This window comes from Tistrella arctica (assembly GCF_039630945.1).
In the GTDB taxonomy this organism is placed as follows: Bacteria; Pseudomonadota; Alphaproteobacteria; order Tistrellales; family Tistrellaceae; genus Tistrella; species Tistrella bauzanensis.
In genome coordinates, this window is record NZ_JBBKTV010000022.1 from 14,975 (window position 1) to 35,566 (window position 20,592).

The window sequence follows — 20,592 nt, forward strand, 5'->3', positions numbered from 1 at the left end:
TCACCCTGGGGGACGGGCGGGCCGGGGGCGTGGGCGTCAAGCCATCCATCGACCGACACCATCAACTCCCAGATCGTCAGCCGGTCGACCTCGCGGGGGTGCCATCCGAGGGCAGCCCCGTATCCATAGAGGCGGGCGAGACCGAGGCAGTCATCTCGTCCGCCGCCCCGTTTCCCCTTGGCGCCGGTCGCTTGCGGCGGCCAGTGTGCGCGTCGGTGGGCCCGACCAGCGCCAGCAGCAGCACCGCGTTGCAATGCGCGGCCGTGTCCAGCAGCGGCCAGCGGTCGGGCTCAATATAGGTCTCGACCATGCGCAGGGCCCGGTCCGGCGTCATGCCGCCGCCGATCAGCGCCAGGCGCGCCACCTGCCGCAGATCGGCAATGCGCCAGTCATGGGCGCCGATGCGGCGTTGCAGCGCATAGACGCCGATATCAAGCACCGCCTCGATCTCGGCAAGCTGGGCGATGCCCAGTCGCCAGGGGTGACGGCCATCTCCCCACAGCAGGCGCAGGGTGCCGTCGGTCGCGCGCTCGGTCATAGCGATCAACCCGGCGGCGTCACGACACCAAAGGTCTCGTCGGCCACCCAGGTTTCCGCACCGGTCCGGGCGAGCGACACGGAGACCGTGACAAATCCGCTGTCGGTCTGCCCTCCCTCCGTGAGAGACGAGACCCTGAAGGCGCCGCTGTAATAGCCCTCGCCGCGATAGCCCGCCTTAACGTTGCGGGATGTCTTGGCAAGCATCCACGGCCGCAGGATCGCCATTCCGGCCGCAGTGCTGTCACCAGACATGGTGATGCTGGTCGATGTGTGCGACATCCCGGTGTATTCGATCACCTCACTACCGGTTGGATCGGCGCAATCGACAGCCGTCGAGGTGTACGAGTTGTTGTTGTGCGCGATTTCGCTTTGCTTTGTCCCACAAACGAAATCGAACGCTTCCGTCGGCGTTGCCTGATCGCCGACATAACAAACGAACAGCTTGCCCTCGCGGGGCGGATCATAGGCCATGGATCACCTCTCCCGCGGGATTAGACCGCGTTGGTGTTGACAAGGATGGTTACGAGCCCGATCCGGCGACGCGGACCGTCGCGCTCCACATCGGCGCCGAGCACCTGGACCAGACACAGCCGGTGGCCGGTGATCGTCGCCGGCGCGATGGCCCCGCGCTGGGCATGGCAGCGGTGCAGGCGCTGGGTGATCAGGCCGACGATGGTGTCGGCGGTGACGCTGGCAGCACCGCCGTCGGCATAGACCTTGGCGACCAGCAGGGTGTCGGCCGCGTCCATGTAGCCTTCCGCGGGCGCCGGCGTGCACCGGGGGGCGGACAGCTCCACCCAGGGCAGCGGCGCATCGTCGGGTGCCTCGTCATAGACCCGCCCGCCCACCGCCGCCGACAGGGTGGCGTCGGCCAGCAGATAGGCCCGCAGCCCGATCTGCACCGCCATGCCGGGCATGGTCCAAGCGGTCATTGCGCACCTGTGGTCTTGGCGGCCTCGCGCTTGATGGCCTTGGTCATGGCCCGCGTCAGCCGCGCCTGCATCCGCCGCCGCAAAGCCCGATACGCCGGGAAAAAGAAGGGGTTAGGCCGTGTGCCAGGGTGCGTGCGATAGACGCGGCGGGTGCGCTTGCGGCCGCCCGATGCGGTGCTGCGCAGGCTCAATCCCGATCCACCGGTCCCTTGGCTATAGGTCACGCTGCGCTTGCGCACGCCCGGCTTGGTGCCGTACTCGACCCACCGCGCGTAATAGACGCCCCTCTTGGATCTGTCGCCGGCATAGACCTCGACGGCCAGGCCGGCATTGCCCTTGGCGACAGTCTGGGCCGCACGCCCGGCGCGCAGGCCCACGCCGCTGTCTCCGCTCTCCGCCTCAACAAAGCGCCAGCCGATGCTGTCGCGCAGCCGGCCGGGCGGTGGCCTTGGCACCTTCCGCGGGCGCGGCCGCGGCTTGGTTGATGGTGGCCGCGGCGTGCTGACCGGCGCCATGCGGCGCATCATGTCGGACAGCTCTGTCGCATTGGTCTCAAGCGCTGCGCGCATCTCCATGCGCACGGCAGCCGGGATGGCGGCCAGCTTGCGCTGCAGCCGCTCAAGCCCGGTGACAGTGGTCGCCATGGCGGCACCTCCGGATCAGGCGGCGGGGCCGGCCTCAAGGCTGATATCCAGCATGCTGCGCTTGCGGTCGAGGTCGACCGGGCCGCCCTGGCATTGCCAGACCTGACCATTGATGGTTACCCGACAGGCGCTGGTCACCGCGGCCGTCGCCGCGGAATAGCGCACCCGCAGCACGGCGCCGGTCTGGGCCTCGATGCGCCCGGCCGCCATCGCCTCGGATGCCGTCTCCGGCTTGATCTCGCCCCACACAGTCGCGTGATGGGTCCACCCGTCATAGGCATTGCCGGCGGCATCGACCGACGACACCGGCCGCTCGATCACGCAGCGGTCGCGCATCCGCCCGGCCCGCGCCATCACGCCCAGATCCGATAGGGCAGCAGCAGGGCGTCGGCGCCGGATGGCAGCCGGGTCATGATGGTGCCGGACACGACGTCCTCCCGATGCTCGTACAGCTTGCCGAGGGTGAGCAGGATGGCCGCGCGGATCGGCGCCGGCAGGGTGCCTGTGGCATAGCCGGCGGTATAGGTGATCGCCAGCGACCCGATGTCGTCGAGCCGATCCGGCCAGCACTGGCCGCGCGGCGGCACGATCGCCGACAGATAGCTGCCACCGTCTGCCACCCGATAATCGGTGTCGGCGACCAGCGCCTGGGTGTCGCCGGCCGGGTCCACGATGCTGACGGCCCCGATCGAGACCAGGGGCGGCAGCGGGATCGGCACCGCCCCGGAACGCCCCTCCGGCCAGGCGCTGCCATCCCACGTCGCCCGCCATGTCTGGACGCCGATGCAGCGGCCAAGCCATCCGTCCTGACCGTCGACCATCGCGGTCGCCGCGGCGATCTGGGCCGCGATCAGGTCGTCCTCGTCCTCGTGGTCGACGCGGAGATGCGCCCGCGCCTCATCCAGCGTGATGACCGGATCGGGCGCCGTGATCAGGCGCAGGCGCGGGCGGGGCGGCGGCATCAGGCCACCGGCCGGCGCGCGGCGTGGCCGAGGACCGCGATGGCACCCATAGGTGTGCCTGTGCCATGGGTGCCGCTGAAGTCAGCCAGCAGCTTGAGATACGGCTTGTCGCCGATATAGCCGATCTTGGTCACATCGGCGGCGGCATGGGCCGCGATCAGCGACTTGATGATGCCGCCGGTGCCGACGGTCGCCAGCAGCACATCGCGCTGCTCGACGGCCGCATAGGTCACGTTGTCGTCGCTGTGGGTCAGCTTGTACTCGACCTTATTGGTCCCGGAAAAGGTGATGCCACCGACACCCACACTGATGCAGATCATGCAGCTGTCGAAGCCCCGGATGTCCAGGGCCGCTGGGGTGTTGTCGGCATCATAGGTCGCCGAGGGGATCAGCACCGCGACCCCCAGATTGTTGGCCAGATCGCGCATCGCAGCGCCTCCATCAATGATGATGACGGTGGGCTCGTGCGCCCACCGAACAGTTGTCAGGATGCGGACGCCTGCAAGTATTTGACCGCCTCGAAGTCCAGGGCACCACCGCCGACGCGGCGGGTCACATAGAAACCGACAAAGCCCTTGTGGGTCAGATTGTCGCGGAGCAGGCGGATACCGACCCGATCGACGATCTGATAGGCCGCGCTGAAATCCCCGAAGCCGATCACCGGGCCGTTGCTCGCAAGGGCCGGCATATCCTCCGCCTCGGCGATCGGATAGCCCAGCAGTGTGCCGGCCTGCAGCGCCTGCAGGCTGGGCTGCCAGGCGTAATTGCCCTGACCATCCTTGATCTTGCGGACCGTGCCCACCAGACCACGCGACATCGCAAAGGTTGCCTTGGTCCGGTACGGCGCCTTGATTGAGTAGACAAGGTCGATCAGCTTGTCGCTGGCCGCCGTCGCAGCCCCCAACGACCCGTTTGTGCCCGACGCGAAATACTGGAAGATGCCGTCGGCACGCGTGTCATCAGCAGTCGTGGCCCGCGGATAGTCGAGGATGCCGCGCGGCTTGAGCGTGCCATTGCCGACGAAAAACGCCGTATTCTCGGCGCGGGTCAGCTTGTCGGTCACTTTGGAGATCAGCCACCCCTCGACATCAAATTGCGCGTCGTCCAGAAGCTTCTGGGTCGTTTCCGGGAAGGCCCACATCTCATGGACGGGGATGCCCCACATACCGATCGTCGACGTGCCGGTGACGGTGCGCGGCTGGGTCTCGCCGACCCAACCATAATCCGCCTCGCCCCGGTCAACGGGGCCCTCCAGGCGATCGGTGCCGATGGTCGCGACGCTCGCCAACTGCCGCATGGCCGATGTCTCATAGATGCGGGTGATCATCCGCCCAGACACATCGGCCGGCACCAGATAGCCGCCATCCGGATCAGAGCCCACCGACAACGCTTTGACCTCGTCCGGGCCGAGGCGATGACCGCGGCGCATCGAGCCGTCAAACGCGGCCTTGTAGGATCGATAGTCGTCCACCGCCATCTGCGCGCCGGTCAGCAGCGACATGTCGGCGGCGGCCTTGACCTCGCTGTCAAGCGCCGGACCACCATTGCCGCCGATGCGCAGCCGGCCCATCTGCTTTTCGATTTCAGACGACTTCGCGGCCCATTCCTTAAGGTCCGCATCGATCTTGTCGAGGGCGGCGCTGATGCGGTCGACCTTTGCCTTGGTCAGCGCGTCTTCGGACTTCAGCGTCTTGATTTCATGTTGGGCCGCGTCATTTGCCTTTTTGAAGTCCTCGAAGGTCTGCATCTGCTTATCAAGCAGTGCCTTAAGTTCCGGGTCCATTGTGATACCTCGATGATGATCGGTGTCAGGCGCCAGACGCCAATGCCCGCAGCCGTGCCGCATAGGCGGCGACATCCGTCGACATGCCCTCATCCCGAGGTCTGGTGACGGCCTTGTATCCGTGCGAGGCGATTGCCTTGGCCTCATCACGCGAGTACCCGCCTGCATCCCGCAGCCAAGCCTCGAAATCTCGAATGGTAGTGATGGCGCTCTTGACAGATGCGACCCGCGACTTGTCGTTGGCCGGGAATGTGACCAGGGACAGCTCCAGCAGATCAACGGCGGTCAAGGTCCGGCGCGGCTCGTCCGGCTTGTCGCTGCGGCGCCAGGTCTTGGGGATGTAGCCGATCGAGAGGCCCGACAGCGCGTTGATGCGCAGCAGCTCATAGGCCTCGATCCCACGTGGCGTCTTGGCCAAGCGGCCCTCGACATACAGACCGGTGTTGTCCTCGACCATCTTGGTCCACACGCCGATCGGCATCATGTCGGATGCCGACCACGCGCCGCCGTGCTGCGCCAGCATCGCCGGCATTCGACCCTTGGCTTTGGCCGCCGCCAACGTCGCCTTGAAGGCGCCCTTGGCCACCACATCGCCATAGCTGTCGACGACACCAAACACCGATCCATAGCCCGTAAGGGTCATGGCATCATCGTCATCCGACGCAAGCTTGACCTCGCGCAGATCGCAGCACATGCGCTCCATGATCATCTCCCGTCAGGCGTCTGGTGTGGTCGCCGGATCGGCCGGCGGCGTGCCGGGCGGCACCATGTTGAGCGGCACGCGATATTCATCGCCACCCGGATAGGGGTTCATGTCTTCCAGCGCCCTAATGTCGTTTGGAGACATCGCACCAACAGAATACATCTTGGCGTAATATTCACCGCGATCCTTGACGGCCCCACGAAGTAATCCGCTAAGATTATGTTTTGCGAAGTGTGTTGTGTCTCTGTCTGGTACGCCCAACAACTGCACGTCAATCGACTGCTCGCGTGCCTCGCAGCGAGGTGCGAGACAATGAACATCGTGCGCAATAAACATCTGCTCGGCAGACGCATATGTTGCAGTCTTGTCAGCATAACCAATCATGATTGGCAAAACGCCGAAGGCACGACACTGCTCTTCAATCTGATGTTTGCGCGTTTCGATATGTTGTGCGTCGACACCAGACATTGAGCGGGCAAGAAATTTGGCGTCCATATCAAGGATAATAGGATTAAATCGGTTGTCACCGCTTGCCTGATTTTTTAAAAACGTTACAAGCTCTTTGTGTTTGTCCGGCGGCAATTTGCCGTCAACCGAATAGACACCAGATGTCTGCAATCCATTACGGTGCATATCCGCGTGGCTTTGTTCGGTTGCAATCGCCAGCCCGATCGCCTCTCGCGCCACCTTGATGATGTCGAGGCCGACCGTGGCATCCCATTGCAAGCCCCTCTCATGCCAGACATCGTCTTGACCAAGCACGACGTGCTCGCCGGTGGCCAGGGTCACGCGATAAGTCAGGCGCCAATCACGCCCCTGTTCCACCGAGACGTGGCGCGGGTTGATCGGGATGATCTCCAGGATGCGTCCGTCCACGCCCCGGTTGAGATAGGCCACGGCATTGCCAGTCATCTCGCGGTAGACAGACATAATCGACCGCAACTCATAGGCCGTCTGCCAGCTATTGGGCTTGCGATACAGCAGCCAGTGCAACGGGTGGTCGTCCGCCACCTCAGATCCACCACCCGCGCCACGCCGATGGATCTTGAGCGGCACCTGCGCCATGCCCTGGGCGATCACCCTGACGCAGGCCAGCACCGTCGCGACCTGCAATGCCGTGCTGTCGGTCACCGCGACGCCAGATCGGGCCGCGGGTGTCACCATCCATGCCGGCACGCCGTCGGACGTCAACGCCGACTTGCGGCCCATCAGGCGACCAATCCAACCCATTGGCCGCCCCCCCTATCACTCTTCCCAGAAGCTTTTCACGGGCGCTTCCGCCGTCATCGACACGCCCAGGGCCATCAGCGCGGCACATATGCCGTCGATCTTGTCGGCCGACTTTTTTCGGTCTGGCGCAATGTTCAGGTTGGTGTCGGCGCGCGTGACAACGTTTCCGGCCATCCATTTGGCGACGGGATTGCGCCCATGATCGATGCGGCGTTTGATGATCAGCCGCTCCATCTCGCGCATCGGCGCATTGTAGCTCGATGGCCCCTGCCGAAATTGCACCATGCGCTCAGCGGTTGCGCTATCCGAGCACAGCCGATTGATTAGGTCCGAGCTATTCCACGGGTCGTAACCAATTGACTGGACTTGATATTTGTCCAGCCACTCCCGGATGCCAGCTTCAACGACCGCATAGTCCGTGACGTCGCCATCAGTCGCTGTCAGCCAACCCGCATCAACCCACGCTTGATATGGCAGATCGTGCTTACGCGTGCGTTCAGCGATCCGATCGGCCGGCGCCCACATCCGCCACCGCACCGTGATCCCGTCATCGCCTTCAGCACCGCGCCAGACCAGCGCCAGGGCCGTGATGTCGGTCGTGGTCGCAAGGTCGAGGCCCGCCCAGCACGGCAGCCCGACCAGCTCGTCGTCATTGGCCACCATCCGATAGCGGCTGCTGTCCCAGCGCCTGAGGTCGAGCCAGGCGCCGCGATCCGTTGTCCATACGTTGAGCCGCTTGGTTCTAAATTCGTAGCGCGCTGTTGAGGATTGCTGCGCCTCGATCGCATACCCACGCATCTCGTCAAAGCCGACCGACACACCCAACAGCGGATTGGCCTTGATCCAATTGCGCTCGTCATACTCGTCATCGCCATCGTCCAGCGTGTATATGACGCCAAACAGATGATCGGCAATCACCTTGCCGTCGAGGACCGCCGCGACCGTCTTGCGGGTCTCATAGCAGACGCCCTGCACATTGTAGCCAGCAGTCGTGATGCCCAACAGTAATGGTGATTTGCGGGCACCCATTGCCGACCGCATGACGTCCCATAGCGCACTTGTGTCGTGCGCGTGCAACTCGTCCATCACTGTGAGCGATGGGTTATGCCCGTCCTGTGTCTTTGCCCGTGCATGGATCGGTTGCATCGATCCTGTCGGTGCGGTGATCGACCGGGCCCAGCACTGGATGCCAAGCTCGTCGGTCATCTCCGGGCATCGCAGCACCATCTGCCGTGCTGGCTCAAACACCTTGAGCGCTTGGTCAAATGTCGTGGCCCCGAGCTTGATTTCGGGGCCGTCTTCGTCCGGGCAGCACAGACAGTAGAGCGCCACGCCCGCCGATATGGTGCTCTTAGCGTTTTTGCGGGCCATCTCAATATAAGCGACTGTAAACCGCCTATATTCAGTGCTTATCTTTCGCCAACCAAACAATACAGCCAAGATAAATATCTGTGCAGGCTCAAGTGTTATCGTGCTTGTCGACCAAGACCCTTGGACATGAGGCAATTTTTCTACAAAATCGCAGACATCATTGCCATGCCATGCGCTGTATTCATACAGCCAACCGGACTTCCGACGACTTTTCTTGAGATCATCAAGGTGCCGCTTGGCCGCCGCCCGCACCCATTTGCAGTGCGACACACCCTTGCGATCGGCGACGGCATCCAGCGCATACCGCTCGGCAATCGCCGCATAGTCGCGCACATGACCGGTGTCTGGCCACTCGCTGGGCAGATATCGAGGCGCCGGCGCCGCCTTCACAGGCCGCCGGCGATCACCGGCGGCCGTTGCTCCCGAACTTGCGGGTCGGGCCGCCGCCGTCCTTGGCATTGGTGCCCCTCCCGACCACACGCGACTTGATGCCGGCCACCCCAAAGCCCTCGGCGAGCAGCCGCATCTGCCCGACATAGGCAGCCGGCGCCGCCTCCATCTGCGGGTCAGACCACGCCCTCTGCAGCTCGGCGAGCATTACGCACAGCTGCCCAAACGCGTAGCTGTCTGCAGGCCGGAGCGTGCCGGCTGCAAAGCACTGCGGCGCCAGATCATCCCAGATCGCGAGTGCCGTGGCCGGCAGCCCCTCAGGCGGGATCACCTCCCCTTCAGGCACCTGCACCATCTCGTGCAGATCCCGCGACGGCTGCACGGTGCCGCGAGCCACATGGACCTCAGGCGGCAGGGGCTTGCGTCCACGCGCTGCCATGGCTCACCCCGCATTTTCGGCTGTCGTCAGATTTTATATGACGGTCCAAATCTTAAATCGCACGCGCAAAAAAAAGTCTGACGCGCCGGTCCCGGTCACTTTCTGGCTGGAGATCGACACCCCCCCGGCCTTTTCGAAAGTTGCGCAAAGACGTGTTCATGCGCAATATTGTTTCGTATCGACGGCATCAGTGGTGCATTATTGCAACACATGCCTCAATTTGGGACACCGCCAATCCATGTTGCATTGCGGCATGCCATCGACCGGCGCAGCCTCGCATCAGGCGCTGGCGGCGGCCGCTGCCCGGTCGATCCGCTGCTTGGCCCCGTCGTGATGCCGCTTGCACAAGCTCTGCCAGTTGCCACGATCCCACATGAGGTGCGGATCACCCCGGTGCGGTCTGATGTGGTCGACCACCTGGGCCTCCATCACGCGCCCTGCTGACTGGCACATGACGCACAGCGGGTGCTCGCGCAGATATGCGAGGCGCGCCCGCCGCCACCGGCTGCCATAGCCACGCGCAGCGGCTGTCTCGCGGCCCCGATCGTAATCCGCCTTGACCATGCTGCCATGTGGTCTGTGCATGCGTGGGCGCTTGGGCATTGCACCTCACAACGCAACAGCCCGCCGCGGCGGTCACCGGGCGGGCTGAAGAGACACCAAGACGAGTATTGCATTACCTACATGTCACACCTCTCTGTACTTGTCAATGCTCATGACACGCCACCGCACATCCCTGGTCGCGCCATCCATCGCCACCCAGATCTGACACGCCCGGATCACGTCGCCTGCATCATCACCAGACATCATATCCATCCGCGCACCCCCGCGCACCATGGCAAGCACCGGATCGCGCCGCACGCCCTGTGCCGCTGTCTCCCTCACCCAAGCCGTGTGGATGATGTCCAGGGCGCTCGCCTTGGCCCCCTGCAACGGCGCGCCGCCGCCGGCATTGCCCAGTCCGGCATTGCACCGATAGCCCTGTGCGCCGGCCACCAGATCCACCGCGTCGGCGATCTGCATGGCAGCCTGCGCCAGATCCGAGGTCAACAGCCCCTGTTCCACCGCCAGCAGCACCGCATCCGGCCGCAGCTTGGCCAGCGTCTCAGGTGTCGCCGCAGGATCTGACACCTGCCTGGGCCGCCCGCGCTTGCCCCGCTCCCTGCGCGCTTCAGAGCGACGGCGCCGGCGAGCCTGCTCTGGCGTCTCAGGTGGCGGCGGTGGCGCCTCATGGGCCGCCGCGTCCCACATCTCACACGCCCTGACGACGTGGTCGAGGTCACCACCCACGGTCAGCCGCTGGATCGGCAGCGTCGGCACGCCAGCCGCCATCATCATCTGCCGCCACCGCACCCGGCGCCGGGCAAGTGCCGGATCGTCCGTAGTCACAGCCGCTGCGCGCATGGCCTCGATCCGCTCGATCATGTTTGCCTCACCCACGCCGCACCTCACCCATCACCGACCGGACCACAGCCACGGCGCCGGCATCATGGCGCCTGCTTCCCAGCTCCGCCATCGGCCTGGCCAGCACCGATGCCGCCGTCCGCAGCCGCATCGCCGCCAGCCGCCGCAGCGCCATGTCCTCGGCGATCAGTTGCCGCAAGTCACCCTCAAGCGGCACCGTGCGCCAATGCCATGTCCGCCGGATCTCCCCCGCCGCCTTGGCCAGCAGATCGGCCGGCGCATCGGCCAGGCCCTCGACGTAATCGGCGACCAGCATGGCCATACCATCGCCGTCACCCGGCACCGGCAAGCCCTTGCGCTGCATCCACGCGACAAGGTCGTACATGACCACCGCCGCCGCCTCATCGCTCGCCGGCGCGCACAGCCGCTCGATCTCGTCACGAGTTTCCGCGAGCGCTGCCGGCGTCACCACCGCCGGCAGCGGCTGGGTGATCGACCATGCGCCGATCGCCGCCACCACGGCCACGGTCTGGCGCTCAGCCCCAGCCAGCCAGCCCGGTGCCGTCACGGCGCCGCCTGACGGCCTCAAGGACCGCCCGCCGGGTGCTGTCGTCGTCAAGCTGTGCCCTCGGTCGGCCATGGCCCGTCATCCCCTTGCTGATGCCCTGCAGGGCCTTGCTGATCCATGCGATTGGCTCAGCGGTCCCACCACGGGTCGCCGCGTCCATGATCGCCCGATTGACCGCGATCTCGCCATGGTCGCGGAGCCACTTGCCGACCACGGTCCGCACCGCCGCGACCGGCCGTCCCGACCGGTCGACCAGCCAGTCGAGCTGCGATCCCCAGACCTCGTCTCGCAGCCGCCGCGCCGCGGACCCTGCCTCGTCCATCTCGCCCCTGGCGATCGCCTCGCCGTCCAGGCTCGGGCGATCCGCAGCCGACAATCTCGCTGATCGTCCATCATCGGCCCGGCCCTGCAGCGCAACGTCGCTGCCGATCACGCTAGTGATCGGAATATCTTGGACAATAGGCAAGGAAGAAGAAGGGTTATCTACTGCGCGCGGGGCTGCGCGCGCCCCCACACGCGAGGGGCGGCCATCGTCCGCAAAGTCGCCCCGAAAATCCCCGTTATCACAATCGCTTGTCATACCCCCCTGACACTCGGTCAGGAGGTCGCCACCCCCTGACACTCGGTCAGGAGCCCCCCTGACACTCGGTCCAGGGGTACCCCCTGACACTCGGTCCAGGGGGGGGGCTGACACTCGGTCCAGGGGGGGGGGCCTCTTGGTGACAGACTTGCGCTCTCGCCTCTGACGCGAGGTGTGCATGTTGCATGTCGGTGCCGCGTCATAGACACCCGGCCGCGACATCCCGGCTAGGCGGTCAATGCGGACCTGATATTGTGCCGCCATGCCGGCCGCACTGTCCGCCGGAACGACCATCTCGATCAGCCCCGCATCGGCCAGCCTGTCGACCACCCTCCGCACGCTGCGTGGCTGCATCCCGCACCACCGCCCGAGCTGGACCTGCGACATCGTCGCATTGCGCCCGGCATCATCGGCGCAGTCGGCAAGCTTGAGCAGCACCAGCCGGTCGACTGGCGGCAGATCAGCCGCCGCCCAGACCAGCGCCTGCGCACGCGCGCTCATGACTGGGGCCCTCCGCAATAGGCCTTGCCGGAGTGTGCGTGGTACAGCCTCAGCGCCCGCGCGCGGCGACGATTGGCCTCAGGCAGCATTGTCTGCCGCTGGGCAGGCGATGTCGACGCGTCCCACATCCGACTATGGATGTCGGCCCAGGACAGCGCGGCATCCCGCATGACGGTGACCGCACGCCGGGACATGCCGTAATGGTCGCCGACCTCCGCCAGGATGATCAGCCGCTCGGTCACTCTTGTGCCAGCCATCTGTCGGCCTCCTCTCCGTCCCCAAATGCACCATCAGGGATCGCCGCATACAGCAGCCCGTCCGGACGCATCTGATCCTGCATGTCGATGGCGTGCAGGATGTGGTGGATATCATGATGGGTCAGCACCACCGCCACCGGCTCGTGCCCGCCGTCATGCCACGTGTCCCCGATCTTGACCCGCATCACCGATCCCCCTGTTCACGATCGGCCGGCGCTGCCGGCCACGCCATCGCATCGCCATGCAGCGGCGCCGGCCGCCCGCGCAGCGGCACGCCATGCCCGTCCAGCACCGCCACCACGTCATCCAGAGACCGGCAGACATGCACGGCCGCACCGCATGCCCGCAGATCGGCATGGGTGGCGTCCTGGCCCGCGCTGGTGCCGGTGCGGCCCGCCTTGAGCTCGATGGCAATCACGCCGCAGCGCCACACCATCAGCAGATCCGGCGTGCCGGCCCTCTGCCCCATCTGCTGCGCGCGCACCGCGTCGATGCCGGACCGCTGACCCTCGTTGTGCGGGTGCGTCCACCACGGCCCCTCAGGGGGCGGCGGCAGGCATGCCCGCAGGTAATCGGCGATCTGGATCTGCAACACCTGCTCCGGCCGCTGCCGGATGCGCCGGGGGCCGACAGCGCGGCCCCCGAACGCCGTCTTAGGACGCGCCTTGCCCCGGCGGCGAGGAGCCTCTGTCATGCCCATGATGCCGCCACCAGCAGGGCAACGGAGACAAGCATCGTTATGGTCCCGATCACGACCAAGACGACGCCAACAAGGCCACCAGTGCCTATCGCGCGGCGTCGATAATCGGATACAGAGGACCGCATGATGTAGACCGACAGTCCTGTGGACATCACTGACAGGACTGCAAACATCACTATTAGGATGGTCATCATGGCCGCCCCCTATCCGCCACACTGTGGATCGGCGCGATCACCGGATAGCGGATCACCGGCAGTCCGGCCGCGCGCAGCGCGTCATTGGCCCGCGCCACCAGCTCCATCGGCCGTCGGCCGCGCGGGTCCACCCCCAGCACAGATGCCGCCATCAGCACCGGGTGCGCCGTCGGCGTGATCATCGGGGCAATCGGCCCGCCATCCACCATGGTGACCCGGTCAGCGCGTGCGCCGACCTGCCCCCAGCGCGGGCCGCGGATGATGGCATCCATACCCGCCACACGGCTGAGAGAGCGGTCGTGGACCATCCGCCCGATGCTCCGCCGCACGCGCTGTGGCGTGTGCTCAGGCAGCGCGGCCACGATCGCCTCGATCATCACGGCGGCACCCTCCGGCGCCGCCGCGATGAAGCGCCTGATATAGGCCGTCAGAGGCAGGATCTCGGTCATCATCCGTACCTCTTGGGATCGATGCGGACTTCGCGCCGCATCCGGATTATCATGCGGTCAATCTCATCCTGCATGGTTGCGGCCATCTCCCGCGCCAGGGTTGTGATGATCGGATCGAGCGCGGGCCGCGCCACACCCCTGTACATGTGCGCCATAATCCCCGGATCGACGCGCCTCTGATGACACATCATCGCGTATGCGCCGATATCCTCCCACGTGCCTGGATTGCCCTTGGCCAGATGCGCGACCAGATCGCGCACCAGTTGGTCATCGCTGATCACGTCCGGATCATCCCAGCCGCTGCGCCCCTTGGCGCGCGCGGCCGCCAGCTTGGCCTTGAGCGCCGCGGCATAGCGGTCGACGGCAACATCATCGGGGTGCGGCTCAGGGGCCGACGGCGGCGGCGGCGAGGATGGTGGCGCCATCATCTTATCCCATGCCGCATAGGCCAACTCTTTGTGCCGATGCCACCCGGCGTCGGTGCGGCAGATTGGGCAGACCACCGCCCAATAATAATCATCGGCGTCAAAGTGGCGCAGCGCCGGCCGCGCACCACAGGTGCAGGCCGGCAGCTCACGGAGGGTGCGCGCGTCAGTCATGGCGCCACCTCGCCGGCAACGACCGGCAGAGGCAGCCATCCGTCAATGCTGTCCTCGTCGGCTCTGTTGTGGACGGTGCGACCCCAAACCTCACGATCAGGCCACCAATCGACGCTGTCCACGTACCAACCGGCGCCTCCTCTCTGATGGGCGTATGGGTGCGCGCACCACTCCCCGATATGCAGGAGACCGTGGATGGACAGCAGGATGCGCTGCCCGTCCCGCGGCGCCTTGGACAACGGCCGCAGCGCCTCTGGAGGCAGCGGCGTCGGGGTGTACCAGTTGACATCGGCATCGAGAGACGTGTGGGCGTGCGCCATATACCATGCCGGCGCATATGGCACATTGCACGCCACCAGGCGGCTGTCGTGTACGCAGGCCACGTACATCTCCCGTGGGTGGTCGCGGCACCCAATGACGCTGACGTGCCCACCAAACCGGCGCGCCACCACCAGCACCTCGGCCCCGTCATCCATCACACACCATTGCCCCGGGCCGGGCCTCTTCCTACAGGTCGTGGCCATCACAACGCCTCCCCTGTAATCGTCGATGCCGCATCCGGCAATCTGACTGGTGCAGGCACAGGCAGGACCACTCTGATGACATGGGGGGACACGACCATGCCATCGATCGCCAGCAGCTCACACGCCCTACGCGATGCCGCGCCAAGCACGCCACCCGGGTAGGACTGCCATCCGCCATGTGCGTCGACGCCGGGCACATGCCAGATCTGCACCTTGTCGCGATACAGGCTCACCACGATCGGGATGTGATGGGTGATGGTCCTCTCTGATGCTGCGGCGGCGCACTCGCCTCGCAGCCGCCGCCATGCGTCTGCCGCCTCATCCATGCTGCCAAGCGCGCCAGGGCCGACGGACCCGCAGCGCCGACACGACGCCCGATAGACCAGGTCATCCACTACCATGACCTCCGACCCATTGGCCGCCATGATCTGGACGTCTGGCTTGTCACAGATGCATGTGAGCAGCGCGCTCATGGCAGCACCTGTGCGCTGACCGTGCCGTCAGTGACATCCGGATAGGGGATGCGCACCCGCACGGTGTGCAGGGTGGCAGCCGTGACACATGGTGTGTCGATGACATCGCGCAGCCGGCACCGGCCGGCCAGCTCCGAATAGATGTCGCCGCGCACAAAGCTGCCGCCGTCGGCGCGGCTGTAAAACACGCTGTGGTGACCGTCGTCATAAGCCGCTATCACCACCGGGATCTCCACATCGATGCCATCGGCCGGGTGTGGGACCGCAGGGCCAACGCAGATCCGGTCCTGTGGCTGCTCCGCAGGTGCGGCGTGGCGCAGATACCAGTCGGCCGCAACGCTGTAGGGGCGGATCAGATCGTGTGGATATGCTCGATCGACCACAAAATGCGGCGGATCGACGTCATGCCGGAGGATGTCCAGCACCCCTCCATCATCGCGCCCGATGACGAGAATCAAGTCGCCATGGACGGTCCCCCACCATTGTCCCGGTCGCGGGCCCTCCGGCCCTGCCGTCACATTGTCGGTCATCCCACGATCTCCCCTGTGATCGTCTCCGCAGCCGGCTGCGCCACCGGCCGCGGAACCCGTGCATGCACAATGGTCATCCGATAATCCGGCAGCAGCGCCGCCGCCTCGCGCGCATCGTGCTCCGCGGCGGACAAGCCGAGGTGTGGACCCCCTGACCGGCTATCAGGCATCTCGGACCACAGGCTGACCGGATATCCACTGCGATTGATAGCGACCACCAGCCACACGTCGATCAGAGCATCACTCATGGCCCCGCCCTCCATCCGCCTGATCCTGATCAGGCTGTGTCACCGGCCGCGCCACCCGGATATGCCGGATCGTCACCGTATGGCCGGTGCGCCGCTCAAGGGTCACGGCGCGCACCTCAGCGTCGGCGTGCGACGTCTCAAATCCGGAGTACCAGCCCTCGATGCCGGCATCGCTCACCGCGACGACCGCCCAGACATCGATCTGGCCGTTATCGCTCAGGCCGTCCCGGCGCCGCCGCACCACGTCCTCTGCCCATAGCCGGGCCGCCTCATCCGCTGTCGCGGCTGTCGGCCCCGAGGCATAGCACCCGACGCAGATCATCTGATGTGTCGCCCCGGCACTGGACAGCGCCGCCGCCGGCACCACCTTGACCGGCACGACGGCCGGTTGCTGACATGCACATGGGATATCGCTGGTCGCTAAATCCAGCATCTCGTCTATGGTCATGACACCACCGCCATGCCCTGCGGCCGCCGCAGCATCTGCACCAGACCCTCGCACTCGGCGGCCGTCGCCATCGCCATGGCGATGATCCGCTCCCGCTCCGCCCGGTCCATCACCGCATCGGCCATGGCATCGTCCACCGCCCGGTGGACATCGCCGGTCGCCATCGCCAGCCGCCGCAGCCGCGCATCCAGGCTCAGATTGGCCGGCCCGGAACCCGCCACCTCGGCGACGGTCTGCTCGCGCAGGCGCTTGGCCGCGGGCAGCAGCAGCGGCACATGGCCGGCGGCGATCATCAGCGCGTCCAGCACCGCCGCCACCCGCATGTCCAGCGGCCGGTTGCCACCGCACCGCGCGCGCTCGTCGGGCGTGCGCGCCAGGCAGGTCGCCACCTGGCGCAGACCGCCCAGGGTCTGGCCGGTCATGGTCTCGATTGTCTGCTCGCCATAGGCGGCGCGCAGGGTGATCAAAGTCGATCGCAAGGCCGCCTCGATCGCGGCCGGGTCGGTGCTCAGCGTCATGGCTGGCCCCCTGACTGACGGTGTGACGCAATCTGCGCCGGTGCATGATCATGCTGCATCGCACAGTGTGCGGTGCGATCATGGGCGGTGATCGATTGGCCCGCGGCCAGCAGCACCGCCGGCGCGCCCAGCAGGGCACACACGGTCATGGCTGCCAGCCAGCGGGGGCATGGGGTGGATTGCAAGGGGGCCTCCATTATGGATCGGGGCGGATCAGGCGGCGGGACGGGAGCGGGAGTGGACAGCGCTGTCTGCCTCATCGATCGCCAGCCATTGCTCGCGGCTGCCCCCGTCGGCTGGCCAGGGGACGTCCGCGGGCCAGTGTCGGGCAAACCATCTCATGCACCGCTCATAGGTCGCGGTGGTGACGTCGCCACCGCGATCGACCACGCGCGGCAGCAAATGGCCCGTGTTGGCGATCAGCATGGATGTCCGGGCGAGGGATCGGCCGCTGGCGTCGGTGTAGGCGCGGGCGACGACGATCAAGCGGTCAAGCATCATCATACGCCGGATTATGCGGCATATAGACCGCAGGCCGCAAGGTCTATCGACCAGATGACATCGCATGCCGCACTGCGGCATCCTGACCGCATGACCAATGACGCCCTCATAAACAGGCTCAACCAGGCCTTGACCCGCGCGGGTCTGAGCGACCGGGCCGCCAGCCTCAAGGCTGGCCTGGGCACCGATGCTATCCGCAATATCCGCCGCGGCAAGGCGCCGGGCTATGACCGTCTCCAGCGGCTCGCCAAAGGGCTGGACGTCACCACCGACTGGCTGATCGGCGATACCAGCACCAGCCTCCCGTCAACAGCGGCGACGGCCCGCATGGAACTCCCAATCTCGGGCACCACCCAGTTTCAGGCCGCGCCGACAGGAGCGCGCGACCTGCCGGTGCTGGGGGCCGCCATGTGCGGGGATGATGGCGCTTTTGATTTTAACGGCCAAGTCATTGAATATATTAGACGTCCGCAAAACCTCGACGGCGTCACTGGCGCCTATGCCCTCTATGTGACCGGCGAGAGTATGGCACCACGATATATGGTCGGCGAGATCGTGCATGTGCACCCGGGCAAGCCGATCTCGCCCGGCTGCTATGTGGTGGCGCAGATCCGTAATGGTGACCCTCACACGCAGATGCGTGGCATGATCAAACAATACATTAAGAGAGACAACGACATCGTATCTCTCAATCAGATCAACCCGCAACGAATGATCAATATATCATCAAGCGACGTTATCGCTTTGCACCGTATAGTTGGATCATCGGAGTAACGCTCATGAAGACACATTTTAAACTTGTGATCTGGTCTGCTGCAGCATTTTGCATCTATATAGCAATCAATTATGATTTTTCTGAGCCGGATTATAGAACTGTGCTGGAACGTGCGCGGGCGAAGCAAGCACAAATGGCCACTGGGCTGCATTGTCTGAGCCGATTGGATGGCGCTCACCGCCAATTTGTCGAGGCTGTGAAACCGCTCCTGCGTGATCCATCAAGCTTTGACCACCACAAGACACAGGTTACGTCCGCCATTGGCGGCATCCACGACATCCAGATGCATTTCGGGGCGCGTAACGGCTTTGGAGGTGTGGCCAGGTCGGTGGCTGTCGGCTCATACCGTCAATCCGATTGCAGCGTGACCCGCGTCCAAATTTATCCGGACGAATAATAACGCGGCCCATAGGCCGCATTGCGGTTGACGCGGCCTATATGCCGCATTAACCTGCCCTCATCACCTGATGGGAGGCAGACATGCCGCACACGCCGCCGCCGGGGATCGCACAGATCCCCGCGCCGGTGATCGAGGCCCGCCGCATTGAGGCCGCCTCGATCCTGGCCACCCCCACCGCCCACACAAGCACCCTCGTTGCACTCGCCGCGGAGATTTCGGCCCGCACCGCCGCCGCCTTTGCGCGGCGTGGGGGTGTTGAATGAGCGGTCCCGTGACCCCTCTCGACGCGCTGCAGTGTTACATCGAGTACGGTAATCCCGACGGCAGCGACAGCGGTCAGGTGCACTACACCGCGTGCATCGGATATGGCGTGCATATTGCGCCGGGCGCCGTGGTGGAGCGCGATGTGTTGATCGAGGCAGACGCGTGGATTGGCCCAGACGTACATGTCATGGCCTGCGCCCGGATCGGTCATGATGTGGTCGTTGAGGCCGGCGCAGTGATTGCGCCGTGCGGGCCGGGTTTCGGGAGCGGCTTGTATATTGCGGCTGGGGCGGTGGTCCATGCTGGCGAGATCGTCACCGCCGACGTCGGAGGTGATCCGTCACATCCGTCGCCGCTGATACTCAATGGCTCCCGACACCAGCTTGTCGTCGGTCGCCACCACGTCCGCGCCGGATGCGAGCGCCACCCGCCCTCGGTGTGGCGCGAGCGCGGGCTTGAGATCATCGAGCGCGATGGCGTTGCGACCGACGAGGCGCAGCGCATGCAGGCGGTGATCATCGCACTGATCGACCTGCACGGGTGCGTTGACGCTCCGGACGGTGCAGCATGAGCGCGATCTGCCGCGCTATTGCGGCCCTCACCGCGCCGCCAACGCCGCTGGCGCCGCTGATGTCGCGGCACCATAACCCCGGCGGGGGTATGGGGGGCTGGGTCCACCACGTGCTCCACCAGATCGAGTACGACCTGCTCGTACATGTCGCCCGCCAGCACGCGGCATCAGAGCGCGGCGACCCGTGGGCGCTGACCACCTATCAGATGCTCGATCAGATGTCTGCCATCGCACGGCATCCGCAGGTGCTTGTCGACATCATCGACCGGCTGACCGACCACCTGCAAGCCGTCGGCGGCCATGTCCGGCCCAGCATGGCCGGCAAGATCAAGCAGGCGATGGTGCGCGCTCGCGATCTCTATGTGCGGACCGCGCCCGATCCGCATCAGCCCTGACGATCACCCACCATCAAGACACACCACCGCCGGCCGCGCCGGCGGAACAAGGAGAAATGACATGTTTGGGAAAATCAAAGAGCGTCTGACCGGCGGCGCCAGTCGCCTCACCGGCAAGACCGATCTGCTGGAGGCCATCGCCGCGGCCTGTGTGCTGGTCGCGGCTGCGGACGGCGAGATCGAGGACGAGGAGGTGGCCGCGACCATGGCGGCCCTCACCACGCATGCCACCCTCACCGCGGCCTTCAAGACCAGCGAGATTGAGCGGGTGACCGACGGCATGTTCCGGCGTGCCGGCCAGGGGCGCGCCGGCCGTCTGGGCCTTAAGCGGGAGATCGAGCAGGCCAAGGCGCGCAGCAGCACTGAGGATCTTGAGATGCTGCTGGTGATCGCCGTCGACGTGTCCATGTCTGACGGCGAGATGGAGCCGGCCGAGCGCGTCGTGCTGGGCCAGATCGCCGACATCGTCGGCCTGCCCCTCGCCCGTTATCTCGATGCCTGACCTGTCGGGCGCCGGCCGCACCGCCACCATCGCGGTCGCCATCATGGCCCTGATCGCGGCACAGGTCATCCTGCCCGCGACGCTCGACCTCATCACCTCGCTGGCCGCTGTCGGCGGCGGGTTCTATCTGGGCCGGCGCACGGCCGGCTGATGCCACCATTCCCGGTGCCACACCGGCGCCGGGTACAGCTTGAGGT

36 protein-coding genes and 1 pseudogene are annotated in these 20,592 nt (G+C 65.6%); 7 read left to right on the forward strand and 30 right to left on the reverse strand.

Annotated elements, in window-relative coordinates:
* Positions 1-76 precede the first annotated feature (76 nt).
* The 30 genes and pseudogenes from WG924_RS27165 to WG924_RS27305 all read right to left on the reverse strand — a co-directional run bounded on the left by WG924_RS27165 (position 77) and on the right by WG924_RS27305 (position 17,491).
* A complete protein-coding gene (locus tag WG924_RS27165) occupies positions 77-538 on the reverse strand; it encodes a gene transfer agent family protein (RefSeq protein ID WP_345936171.1) in 462 nt (153 codons plus the stop codon).
* A 5-nt stretch (positions 539-543) separates the two neighbouring features.
* A complete protein-coding gene (locus WG924_RS27170; protein WP_345936172.1) occupies positions 544-1,011 on the reverse strand; it encodes a phage tail tube protein in 468 nt (155 codons plus the stop codon).
* A 20-nt stretch (positions 1,012-1,031) separates the two neighbouring features.
* Positions 1,032-1,472, reverse strand: a complete 441-nt coding sequence (locus WG924_RS27175; protein ID WP_345936174.1) for a DUF3168 domain-containing protein — start codon at positions 1,470-1,472, stop codon at positions 1,032-1,034.
* Positions 1,469-2,116, reverse strand: coding sequence for an HK97 gp10 family phage protein (locus tag WG924_RS27180; RefSeq protein ID WP_345936175.1), 648 nt, complete (start codon positions 2,114-2,116; stop codon positions 1,469-1,471). Before WG924_RS27180 ends, WG924_RS27175 begins: the two co-directional genes overlap by 4 nt.
* 15 nt (positions 2,117-2,131) lie before the next feature.
* On the reverse strand, positions 2,132-2,470 hold the full coding sequence (locus WG924_RS27185) for a phage head closure protein (protein WP_345936177.1): 339 nt from the start codon (positions 2,468-2,470) through the stop codon (positions 2,132-2,134).
* Positions 2,470-3,078, reverse strand: coding sequence for a head-tail connector protein (locus tag WG924_RS27190; protein ID WP_345936178.1), 609 nt, complete (start codon positions 3,076-3,078; stop codon positions 2,470-2,472). The genes WG924_RS27185 and WG924_RS27190 overlap by 1 nt, the downstream gene beginning before the upstream one ends.
* On the reverse strand, positions 3,078-3,506 hold the full coding sequence (locus WG924_RS27195) for a hypothetical protein (protein WP_345936179.1): 429 nt from the start codon (positions 3,504-3,506) through the stop codon (positions 3,078-3,080). The genes WG924_RS27190 and WG924_RS27195 overlap by 1 nt, the downstream gene beginning before the upstream one ends.
* Positions 3,507-3,562: 56 nt before the next feature.
* Positions 3,563-4,861: a phage major capsid protein gene (locus WG924_RS27200; RefSeq protein ID WP_345936180.1), complete on the reverse strand. Its 1,299-nt coding sequence runs from the start codon at positions 4,859-4,861 to the stop codon at positions 3,563-3,565.
* Between the two features lie 25 nt (positions 4,862-4,886).
* The gene (locus WG924_RS27205) at positions 4,887-5,564 is read right to left on the reverse strand and encodes an HK97 family phage prohead protease (protein WP_345936181.1); all 678 of its coding nucleotides are present in this window, start codon (positions 5,562-5,564) and stop codon (positions 4,887-4,889) included.
* Between the two features lie 12 nt (positions 5,565-5,576).
* On the reverse strand, positions 5,577-6,773 hold the full coding sequence (locus WG924_RS27210) for a phage portal protein (RefSeq protein WP_345936182.1): 1,197 nt from the start codon (positions 6,771-6,773) through the stop codon (positions 5,577-5,579).
* Positions 6,774-6,809: 36 nt separating this feature from the next.
* Positions 6,810-8,498, reverse strand: a complete 1,689-nt coding sequence (locus WG924_RS27215; RefSeq protein ID WP_345936183.1) for a terminase large subunit — start codon at positions 8,496-8,498, stop codon at positions 6,810-6,812.
* A 70-nt stretch (positions 8,499-8,568) separates the two neighbouring features.
* Positions 8,569-8,994, reverse strand: a complete 426-nt coding sequence (locus WG924_RS27220; protein ID WP_345936184.1) for a hypothetical protein — start codon at positions 8,992-8,994, stop codon at positions 8,569-8,571.
* 279 nt (positions 8,995-9,273) lie between these two features.
* Positions 9,274-9,558, reverse strand: a complete 285-nt coding sequence (locus WG924_RS27225; protein WP_345936185.1) for an HNH endonuclease signature motif containing protein — start codon at positions 9,556-9,558, stop codon at positions 9,274-9,276.
* A gap of 123 nt (positions 9,559-9,681) precedes the next feature.
* Positions 9,682-10,434 carry a hypothetical protein gene (locus WG924_RS27230; RefSeq protein ID WP_345936186.1) on the reverse strand — a complete coding sequence of 251 codons (753 nt, stop codon included), beginning with the start codon at positions 10,432-10,434 and terminating at the stop codon, positions 9,682-9,684.
* Positions 10,427-10,966, reverse strand: coding sequence for a hypothetical protein (locus tag WG924_RS27235; protein ID WP_345936187.1), 540 nt, complete (start codon positions 10,964-10,966; stop codon positions 10,427-10,429). Before WG924_RS27235 ends, WG924_RS27230 begins: the two co-directional genes overlap by 8 nt.
* The gene (locus WG924_RS27240; RefSeq protein ID WP_345936188.1) at positions 10,935-11,342 is read right to left on the reverse strand and encodes a hypothetical protein; all 408 of its coding nucleotides are present in this window, start codon (positions 11,340-11,342) and stop codon (positions 10,935-10,937) included. Before WG924_RS27240 ends, WG924_RS27235 begins: the two co-directional genes overlap by 32 nt.
* A gap of 513 nt (positions 11,343-11,855) precedes the next feature.
* A pseudogene (locus WG924_RS28280) lies at positions 11,856-12,047 on the reverse strand (helix-turn-helix domain-containing protein); the annotation flags it as partial.
* Positions 12,044-12,304, reverse strand: coding sequence for a hypothetical protein (locus WG924_RS27245; protein WP_345936189.1), 261 nt, complete (start codon positions 12,302-12,304; stop codon positions 12,044-12,046). The gene WG924_RS27245 and the pseudogene WG924_RS28280, both read right to left, overlap by 4 nt.
* The gene (locus WG924_RS27250) at positions 12,286-12,489 is read right to left on the reverse strand and encodes a hypothetical protein (protein WP_345936190.1); all 204 of its coding nucleotides are present in this window, start codon (positions 12,487-12,489) and stop codon (positions 12,286-12,288) included. Before WG924_RS27250 ends, WG924_RS27245 begins: the two co-directional genes overlap by 19 nt.
* Positions 12,489-12,896, reverse strand: a complete 408-nt coding sequence (locus tag WG924_RS27255) for a PDDEXK family nuclease (RefSeq protein WP_345936191.1) — start codon at positions 12,894-12,896, stop codon at positions 12,489-12,491. Before WG924_RS27255 ends, WG924_RS27250 begins: the two co-directional genes overlap by 1 nt.
* Before the next feature lie 98 nt (positions 12,897-12,994).
* On the reverse strand, positions 12,995-13,198 hold the full coding sequence (locus WG924_RS27260; protein WP_345936192.1) for a hypothetical protein: 204 nt from the start codon (positions 13,196-13,198) through the stop codon (positions 12,995-12,997).
* The gene (locus tag WG924_RS27265; RefSeq protein WP_345936193.1) at positions 13,195-13,647 is read right to left on the reverse strand and encodes a hypothetical protein; all 453 of its coding nucleotides are present in this window, start codon (positions 13,645-13,647) and stop codon (positions 13,195-13,197) included. Before WG924_RS27265 ends, WG924_RS27260 begins: the two co-directional genes overlap by 4 nt.
* Complete coding sequence (locus tag WG924_RS27270) at positions 13,647-14,246, reverse strand: hypothetical protein (protein WP_345936194.1); 600 nt, start codon at positions 14,244-14,246, stop codon at positions 13,647-13,649. Before WG924_RS27270 ends, WG924_RS27265 begins: the two co-directional genes overlap by 1 nt.
* Positions 14,243-14,770: a hypothetical protein gene (locus tag WG924_RS27275; RefSeq protein ID WP_345936195.1), complete on the reverse strand. Its 528-nt coding sequence runs from the start codon at positions 14,768-14,770 to the stop codon at positions 14,243-14,245. Before WG924_RS27275 ends, WG924_RS27270 begins: the two co-directional genes overlap by 4 nt.
* Complete coding sequence (locus WG924_RS27280; protein WP_345936196.1) at positions 14,770-15,243, reverse strand: hypothetical protein; 474 nt, start codon at positions 15,241-15,243, stop codon at positions 14,770-14,772. Before WG924_RS27280 ends, WG924_RS27275 begins: the two co-directional genes overlap by 1 nt.
* A complete protein-coding gene (locus tag WG924_RS27285) occupies positions 15,240-15,773 on the reverse strand; it encodes a hypothetical protein (protein ID WP_345936197.1) in 534 nt (177 codons plus the stop codon). The genes WG924_RS27280 and WG924_RS27285 overlap by 4 nt, the downstream gene beginning before the upstream one ends.
* Positions 15,770-16,021, reverse strand: coding sequence for a hypothetical protein (locus WG924_RS27290; RefSeq protein ID WP_345936198.1), 252 nt, complete (start codon positions 16,019-16,021; stop codon positions 15,770-15,772). Before WG924_RS27290 ends, WG924_RS27285 begins: the two co-directional genes overlap by 4 nt.
* Positions 16,014-16,469 (reverse strand): hypothetical protein, encoded by a 456-nt coding sequence (locus tag WG924_RS27295; RefSeq protein ID WP_345936199.1) that lies wholly within the window; start codon positions 16,467-16,469, stop codon positions 16,014-16,016. The genes WG924_RS27290 and WG924_RS27295 overlap by 8 nt, the downstream gene beginning before the upstream one ends.
* Positions 16,466-16,987 (reverse strand): hypothetical protein, encoded by a 522-nt coding sequence (locus WG924_RS27300; RefSeq protein ID WP_345936200.1) that lies wholly within the window; start codon positions 16,985-16,987, stop codon positions 16,466-16,468. Before WG924_RS27300 ends, WG924_RS27295 begins: the two co-directional genes overlap by 4 nt.
* Positions 16,988-17,200: 213 nt before the next feature.
* The gene (locus tag WG924_RS27305; protein ID WP_345936201.1) at positions 17,201-17,491 is read right to left on the reverse strand and encodes a hypothetical protein; all 291 of its coding nucleotides are present in this window, start codon (positions 17,489-17,491) and stop codon (positions 17,201-17,203) included.
* Between the two features lie 87 nt (positions 17,492-17,578).
* Here WG924_RS27305 and WG924_RS27310 point away from each other — a divergent pair, with 87 nt between their 5' ends.
* From WG924_RS27310 to WG924_RS27340, 7 genes are all read left to right on the forward strand, one after another.
* Entirely contained in the window at positions 17,579-18,262 is a 684-nt protein-coding gene (locus WG924_RS27310) for an XRE family transcriptional regulator (RefSeq protein WP_345936202.1), read from the forward strand.
* Between the two features lie 5 nt (positions 18,263-18,267).
* Positions 18,268-18,660 carry a hypothetical protein gene (locus tag WG924_RS27315; RefSeq protein WP_345936203.1) on the forward strand — a complete coding sequence of 131 codons (393 nt, stop codon included), beginning with the start codon at positions 18,268-18,270 and terminating at the stop codon, positions 18,658-18,660.
* An 83-nt stretch (positions 18,661-18,743) separates the two neighbouring features.
* Positions 18,744-18,926 carry a hypothetical protein gene (locus WG924_RS27320; protein WP_345936204.1) on the forward strand — a complete coding sequence of 61 codons (183 nt, stop codon included), beginning with the start codon at positions 18,744-18,746 and terminating at the stop codon, positions 18,924-18,926.
* Between the two features lie 8 nt (positions 18,927-18,934).
* Positions 18,935-19,498: a hypothetical protein gene (locus WG924_RS27325; RefSeq protein ID WP_345936205.1), complete on the forward strand. Its 564-nt coding sequence runs from the start codon at positions 18,935-18,937 to the stop codon at positions 19,496-19,498.
* On the forward strand, positions 19,495-19,893 hold the full coding sequence (locus WG924_RS27330) for a hypothetical protein (RefSeq protein WP_345936207.1): 399 nt from the start codon (positions 19,495-19,497) through the stop codon (positions 19,891-19,893). The genes WG924_RS27325 and WG924_RS27330 overlap by 4 nt, the downstream gene beginning before the upstream one ends.
* A 61-nt stretch (positions 19,894-19,954) precedes the next feature.
* Complete coding sequence (locus WG924_RS27335) at positions 19,955-20,395, forward strand: TerB family tellurite resistance protein (RefSeq protein ID WP_345936208.1); 441 nt, start codon at positions 19,955-19,957, stop codon at positions 20,393-20,395.
* Positions 20,388-20,546, forward strand: a complete 159-nt coding sequence (locus WG924_RS27340; protein WP_345936209.1) for a hypothetical protein — start codon at positions 20,388-20,390, stop codon at positions 20,544-20,546. Before WG924_RS27335 ends, WG924_RS27340 begins: the two co-directional genes overlap by 8 nt.
* Positions 20,547-20,592: the final 46 nt, after the last annotated feature.

What these genes read in the sequence shown, in the direction of transcription:
- WG924_RS27210 (WP_345936182.1), bottom strand. Translation starts at nt 6,773, where the DNA reads ATGGGCCGCAAGTCGGCGTTGACGTCCGACGGCGTGCCGGCATGGATG.
- WG924_RS27305 (WP_345936201.1), bottom strand. Translation starts at nt 17,491, where the DNA reads ATGATGATGCTTGACCGCTTGATCGTCGTCGCCCGCGCCTACACCGAC.
- WG924_RS27275 (WP_345936195.1), bottom strand. Translation starts at nt 14,770, where the DNA reads ATGGCCACGACCTGTAGGAAGAGGCCCGGCCCGGGGCAATGGTGTGTG.
- WG924_RS27260 (WP_345936192.1), bottom strand. Translation starts at nt 13,198, where the DNA reads ATGATGACCATCCTAATAGTGATGTTTGCAGTCCTGTCAGTGATGTCC.
- WG924_RS27340 (WP_345936209.1), top strand. Translation starts at nt 20,388, where the DNA reads ATGCCTGACCTGTCGGGCGCCGGCCGCACCGCCACCATCGCGGTCGCC.
- WG924_RS27225 (WP_345936185.1), bottom strand. Translation starts at nt 9,558, where the DNA reads ATGGTCAAGGCGGATTACGATCGGGGCCGCGAGACAGCCGCTGCGCGT.
- WG924_RS27265 (WP_345936193.1), bottom strand. Translation starts at nt 13,647, where the DNA reads ATGACCGAGATCCTGCCTCTGACGGCCTATATCAGGCGCTTCATCGCG.
- WG924_RS27200 (WP_345936180.1), bottom strand. Translation starts at nt 4,861, where the DNA reads ATGGACCCGGAACTTAAGGCACTGCTTGATAAGCAGATGCAGACCTTC.
- WG924_RS27290 (WP_345936198.1), bottom strand. Translation starts at nt 16,021, where the DNA reads ATGAGTGATGCTCTGATCGACGTGTGGCTGGTGGTCGCTATCAATCGC.
- WG924_RS27190 (WP_345936178.1), bottom strand. Translation starts at nt 3,078, where the DNA reads ATGCCGCCGCCCCGCCCGCGCCTGCGCCTGATCACGGCGCCCGATCCG.
- WG924_RS27250 (WP_345936190.1), bottom strand. Translation starts at nt 12,489, where the DNA reads ATGCGGGTCAAGATCGGGGACACGTGGCATGACGGCGGGCACGAGCCG.
- WG924_RS27245 (WP_345936189.1), bottom strand. Translation starts at nt 12,304, where the DNA reads ATGGCTGGCACAAGAGTGACCGAGCGGCTGATCATCCTGGCGGAGGTC.
- WG924_RS27295 (WP_345936199.1), bottom strand. Translation starts at nt 16,469, where the DNA reads ATGACCATAGACGAGATGCTGGATTTAGCGACCAGCGATATCCCATGT.
- WG924_RS27310 (WP_345936202.1), top strand. Translation starts at nt 17,579, where the DNA reads ATGACCAATGACGCCCTCATAAACAGGCTCAACCAGGCCTTGACCCGC.
- WG924_RS27335 (WP_345936208.1), top strand. Translation starts at nt 19,955, where the DNA reads ATGTTTGGGAAAATCAAAGAGCGTCTGACCGGCGGCGCCAGTCGCCTC.
- WG924_RS27330 (WP_345936207.1), top strand. Translation starts at nt 19,495, where the DNA reads ATGAGCGCGATCTGCCGCGCTATTGCGGCCCTCACCGCGCCGCCAACG.
- WG924_RS27185 (WP_345936177.1), bottom strand. Translation starts at nt 2,470, where the DNA reads ATGGCGCGGGCCGGGCGGATGCGCGACCGCTGCGTGATCGAGCGGCCG.
- WG924_RS27165 (WP_345936171.1), bottom strand. Translation starts at nt 538, where the DNA reads ATGACCGAGCGCGCGACCGACGGCACCCTGCGCCTGCTGTGGGGAGAT.
- WG924_RS27315 (WP_345936203.1), top strand. Translation starts at nt 18,268, where the DNA reads ATGAAGACACATTTTAAACTTGTGATCTGGTCTGCTGCAGCATTTTGC.
- WG924_RS27285 (WP_345936197.1), bottom strand. Translation starts at nt 15,773, where the DNA reads ATGACCGACAATGTGACGGCAGGGCCGGAGGGCCCGCGACCGGGACAA.
- WG924_RS27205 (WP_345936181.1), bottom strand. Translation starts at nt 5,564, where the DNA reads ATGGAGCGCATGTGCTGCGATCTGCGCGAGGTCAAGCTTGCGTCGGAT.
- WG924_RS27300 (WP_345936200.1), bottom strand. Translation starts at nt 16,987, where the DNA reads ATGACGCTGAGCACCGACCCGGCCGCGATCGAGGCGGCCTTGCGATCG.
- WG924_RS27180 (WP_345936175.1), bottom strand. Translation starts at nt 2,116, where the DNA reads ATGGCGACCACTGTCACCGGGCTTGAGCGGCTGCAGCGCAAGCTGGCC.
- WG924_RS27270 (WP_345936194.1), bottom strand. Translation starts at nt 14,246, where the DNA reads ATGACTGACGCGCGCACCCTCCGTGAGCTGCCGGCCTGCACCTGTGGT.
- WG924_RS27220 (WP_345936184.1), bottom strand. Translation starts at nt 8,994, where the DNA reads ATGGCAGCGCGTGGACGCAAGCCCCTGCCGCCTGAGGTCCATGTGGCT.
- WG924_RS27320 (WP_345936204.1), top strand. Translation starts at nt 18,744, where the DNA reads ATGCCGCACACGCCGCCGCCGGGGATCGCACAGATCCCCGCGCCGGTG.
- WG924_RS27195 (WP_345936179.1), bottom strand. Translation starts at nt 3,506, where the DNA reads ATGCGCGATCTGGCCAACAATCTGGGGGTCGCGGTGCTGATCCCCTCG.
- WG924_RS27170 (WP_345936172.1), bottom strand. Translation starts at nt 1,011, where the DNA reads ATGGCCTATGATCCGCCCCGCGAGGGCAAGCTGTTCGTTTGTTATGTC.
- WG924_RS27175 (WP_345936174.1), bottom strand. Translation starts at nt 1,472, where the DNA reads ATGACCGCTTGGACCATGCCCGGCATGGCGGTGCAGATCGGGCTGCGG.
- WG924_RS27280 (WP_345936196.1), bottom strand. Translation starts at nt 15,243, where the DNA reads ATGAGCGCGCTGCTCACATGCATCTGTGACAAGCCAGACGTCCAGATC.